The organism is Planktotalea sp., from assembly GCF_049680325.1.
Classification (GTDB): domain Bacteria; phylum Pseudomonadota; class Alphaproteobacteria; order Rhodobacterales; family Rhodobacteraceae; genus Planktotalea.
Window position 1 is genome coordinate 1 of sequence record NZ_JBAUHO010000287.1, and the last position, 4,370, is coordinate 4,370.

The following is a 4,370-nucleotide window of genomic DNA, read 5'->3' on the forward strand; positions in this document are numbered from 1 at the left end:
TGGTTAAGCCGCGCAGCGTGTGACCTGATCCGTAGGGCTTGATAACAATAAAGGAAAACCACGGCGCGACGTCACTACAAAGGAAGGTATTGTTCGTGATCGACAAACCGCTGAATGAAAACCCGCCCGTATACGTAGGCGATGAAGTCGCTTCATTTGTCCATTCTACATGGCAGTTATCAATGTAATTCGCTGTAAAGGTGTGACTCAAACTCGTGCGCGTAAAAACAAACCCCGCCAAGCGCGCGCCATCTGATTTGCTGTCACCTTGAAACACGTGATTGCCAGATATGATATAGTTCTGCCCCCCAAGCACAGCAAAGTGGCGAAATTGGCTTGCACGGTTGTTGCGGATCTTAAGGTCATTGCCCTGCGCGTTCATACAAACGCTGGTACGCAATTGTGCGTCTACGCCGCCTTCATTGGTAATAAACTGGCACCCTTCCACAAACATGCCTTGGCAGCCTGTTCCGACAGAGGTAATCCCGCGATCTTTTGGACGGTTGATAAAGCAGTTTTTGATCGTATTCGCCACGCCTGATCGCGGCAACATAATACCCGAAGCATAACCGCGACACAGAATTTCAAGATCAAGCAGGACAAGCTGGCTAAAGAGTGCGAAACCGCCAAAATCGAGAACATACTTAAAACGCTGAAAGCCATAGGTCTGACGCCCGGCGGCATCATGAAGAGGACCCGACAAGCGCACTTCGCTGGTGGCAACATTCACTTCGCGCACATAGACTTCCCGACCAACACCCGTCCCCTGCACGAGCGAGCCGACCTGGATGTTCGCAACATTGCTTACGCTATAAAGCGTATCATCATTTGCTGTGCTGTAGCTTGCAGCAGAGGTGGTCACATCAGGGTCCCAAGCGGTGCCTTCGGCGACATAAAGCTGGCCGTTGCGGATGACGCGGCGCTGCGCAAAACTGGTGCGCGATCCCTCAATGGCCTGCATGTCCAAAGGCTCTGTAATTGTGACCCGGCGCCCGCACATATCTAACGTTTCGTGATCGGCATTGTTCAAAAGCGACTGAAAGGCTTTTCGAAACCCCAGTTCCTCGTCGCCGCCAAAGGCTTCGATATAGCATGGCAGATCAAAACTTTTCGTAAGGGAGAGGATATCGCCCGCAGCCATTTCAAGCTTGCCTTCGAACTCGACCCGCTCATTCAACGTGAGCGACGAGCCGATCAGGTAAGTCCCCGCTGGAACGAATATCTTGCGCCCGTCGGCAGCTTGATCCGCAGCGACAAATGCGGCGTGATCGTCTGTTGTACCATCCCCGAGCGCGCCAAAATCGCGCACATCTACGATGTTCATCATATCGCGGTGAAATGCGCTGGTGATGTCCTCGATGACAATATCGTCAATACGTACTACGCCGCCGTTCGGCCCCGTCAGATCAAGTCCGAAATGCCCATAAAGCGGCGCGCGTCCCCAAACCATATCAACGCCTGTGCGCTGGCCAGATCCGACGATCGCACTGATCTCGATAATCTCGCCATAGCTGGTCAAGCTCACGGAATTGCCCGTCTCATTGATGCCGCTCACATGCGCGCCGCCAGAGCCGCCAGCCCAACCCGAAATGCGCACCGTGGGTAGCGGCCCGCTCATCGCTTTAATGCGCGCCGTCACGCGAAGGTAACATCCCGGCAAAAGCGGCGTTTCCCCCATGTATCGCAGTTTTTGCGTTGCATCGGTCTTTTGGATTTCCAGACACCCGCTGAAATCCAGATCAGCCGGCACAAAGGCCGCTGTCGCTGTTCCTTGATAAGTGTCCGAGCCGGGCGTGCCATCTCCGCGCGCCCAAACATTCAAACCCTGCGCAAATGCGGGGGGCATGAGCACCACGCCGTCGGTGATCGCCTTGTTCATGAAGTCTTCCTCTTCCGCCAAGGGCCGCAAAGCGCGCCCGTTTCAACAGCGCTCAAAGCCATGCAGTTCGGCCGAGCGAGACCGGAAGAGTGCTCAAGAATAGTTAAAGCCGCCTGATAGCACCGTCACGGTGCCCACAGATCGTGTAAAACAGGTTTAGGTCAGGCCGACAGCTCAGAGGTTTTCAAAAGTTGCACACCATTGATTTTCCACCCGTTTTCAATCTCGATCATTTGATAATCCAGAAAGTGGATGCGCCCGCTTGCATCGCGAACCTGCACTTTTTGATACAGCGCTCCAGCGACTTCGCGCAGCTCTAGAAACCTGACATCAGATGGGCGATGCACCATTGGATAGCCTTGCGACACCATCGCGCCAAAGTTCGCGGGTGAGCCGAACATCCGTTTTATCATCGGGCTGGCATAGGTAAAGGCCTGCTCGAAGTCGTCCTTTTGCAGTGCGCTTAACTGGCTTTGGATTGTGTTTGTGATCGCAGGTTTTGCCGCATCATCTGCAACCGCGACGCCGCTCGCCAGCAACGTCGCCACTACGGCCAAAAGCATCGAAAACCGGGTAAACATGATAGCTTTCCTCTCAATATCTAAGAGGAAAGCTAACTCATATCCGGCTCAGGTCAAATTCAGAGCAACTCGCCTGCAAGCGCGCGATCAATCAGGGCAACTGTTTCATCCACACCATAAAGCGCAATAAACCCGCCAAAGCGTGGTCCCTGGCTTGCGCCAAGCAACACTTCGTAAAGCGCACTGAACCAGTCCCGCATCGGATCAAACCGCTCACGTCCACAGGCAAACACAAGGCTCTGAAGCTCTTCTGCATCAAGGCCTTTGTCCCATGCCTTCAAGCCGTCACGCAGCTCGATCAGCGCTTCACGTTCCAATTCGCTTGGCGCACGGAAGACTTTCGCAGGTTTTACGAAATCATTGTAGTAACGCACAGCAAAGCCAGCCGCCTGATCCATGTCAGGGTTGCTCTGGGCATTGGCTTCAGGCGCGTAGCGCTGGATAAAGCCCCAAAGCTGATCTTTGTCCTCTGCACCGGATACCGATGCAAGGTTCAGCAGCATAGAGAATGGAACAACCATCTTGCTTTCAGGAACATCCCCACCGTGGATATGCCAAACAGGGTTGTTCAAACGCGCTTTGACATCTTGATCCACATAGGCGCGCAGCTGTTGATGATATTCGTCCACCGCTTTCGGGATCACATCAAAATGCATCCGCTTCGCGGTTTTAGGCTTTTGATACATGAAATATGACAGGCTTTCGGACGCGGCATAAGTCAGCCATTCATCAATCGAAATACCGTTGCCCGATGTCTTGGATATTTTCTGACCATTCGCATCCAGAAACAACTCGTAAGTAAAATGTTCGGGCGCGGGTGCGCCAAGGATGCGGCAAATCTTGTCATAGATCGGCGTATTGGTGGAATGATCCTTACCATACATTTCAAAATCAACGCCCAGCGCAGCCCAGCGCGCACCGAAGTCTGGCTTCCACTGCAACTTCACATTGCCACCGGTCACAGGAACCGTCCACTCGCGTCCCTCTTCATCATCAAACGTAATTGTGTAGTCTGTGCGATTGATCGACTTCATCGGGACATACAGAACCCGGCCCGTTTCGGGATGAAACGGTAGGAAAATCGAATAGGTTTGACGGCGCTCTTCGCGCAGGCTCGCCAACATGACATCCATGATCTCATCGTACTTATCAACTGCACGCTTGAGCACTTCGTCGAACTGGCCAGAGGCGTAAAACTCTGTTGCACTGTAAAATTCGTACTCAAACCCGAAGGTATCAAGGAAACGGCGCAACATTGCGTTGTTGTGATGGCCAAAGCTTTCGAACTCACCAAACGGATCAGGCACCGACGTGAGCGGCTTTTGCAAATGCTCGGTTAAGCTATCTGCATTAGGGACATTGCCCGGAATTTTACGCATTCCGTCCAGATCATCCGAAAAACAGATCAGTTTTGTTGGTAAATCGCTGATTTCCTGAAAGGCACGCAAGATCATGGTTGTGCGCGATACCTCGCCAAAAGTCCCGATATGCGGCAACCCGGATGGACCATAGCCCGTTTCAAACAGCACATAGCCCTTCTCGGGCGGTGCTTTTTGATAGCGTTTGAGCACACGGCGCGCTTCTTCAAACGGCCAGGCTTTTGAGCTCATCGCAGCATCGCGCAATTCAGACATATCGGGTCTCCAAAAAATAAACCTGCCCGATCGGGCAGGCATGTGCGCGCTACCTATTGAATGCAGGGGTTATCGTCAATATTCTGCTTAAGCATCCTAATGAAAGCACGCTTTCCATGACACAAGCCGACCCTCACCCACTAAGCCCGCAAGATTGCCTTGTTGCGCTGATGATCGCCGTCTCTGCGTCGGACGAAGATATCCGCACTGTCGAGTTGGTAAAAATCCAATCCGCGGTGAATAACCTGCCTGTATTTGCGGCCTATGACATTGATC

General features: G+C 52.8%; 3 protein-coding genes and 1 pseudogene. 1 reads left to right on the forward strand and 3 read right to left on the reverse strand.

What is annotated here, in order from left to right; all coding sequences use genetic code 11:
- From WBC85_RS13235 to WBC85_RS13245, 3 genes are all read right to left on the reverse strand, one after another.
- A partial coding sequence (locus WBC85_RS13235) for a glycosyl hydrolase family 28-related protein (protein ID WP_424437998.1) occupies positions 1–1,879 on the reverse strand: 1,879 nt, incomplete at its 3' end.
- Positions 1,880–2,040: 161 nt separating this feature from the next.
- Positions 2,041–2,460 (reverse strand): DUF4864 domain-containing protein, encoded by a 420-nt coding sequence (locus WBC85_RS13240; RefSeq protein WP_424438001.1) that lies wholly within the window; start codon positions 2,458–2,460, stop codon positions 2,041–2,043.
- A 59-nt stretch (positions 2,461–2,519) separates the two neighbouring features.
- On the reverse strand, positions 2,520–4,094 hold the full coding sequence (locus WBC85_RS13245) for a lysine--tRNA ligase (RefSeq protein WP_424438004.1): 1,575 nt from the start codon (positions 4,092–4,094) through the stop codon (positions 2,520–2,522).
- 116 nt (positions 4,095–4,210) lie between these two features.
- Here WBC85_RS13245 and WBC85_RS13250 point away from each other — a divergent pair.
- A pseudogene (locus tag WBC85_RS13250) lies at positions 4,211–4,370 on the forward strand (2-dehydro-3-deoxyphosphooctonate aldolase); the annotation flags it as partial.

Coding starts and splice junctions, on each gene's coding strand:
- WBC85_RS13240 (WP_424438001.1), bottom strand. CDS start 2,460: ATGTTTACCCGGTTTTCGATGCTTTTGGCCGTAGTGGCGACGTTGCTG.
- WBC85_RS13245 (WP_424438004.1), bottom strand. CDS start 4,094: ATGTCTGAATTGCGCGATGCTGCGATGAGCTCAAAAGCCTGGCCGTTT.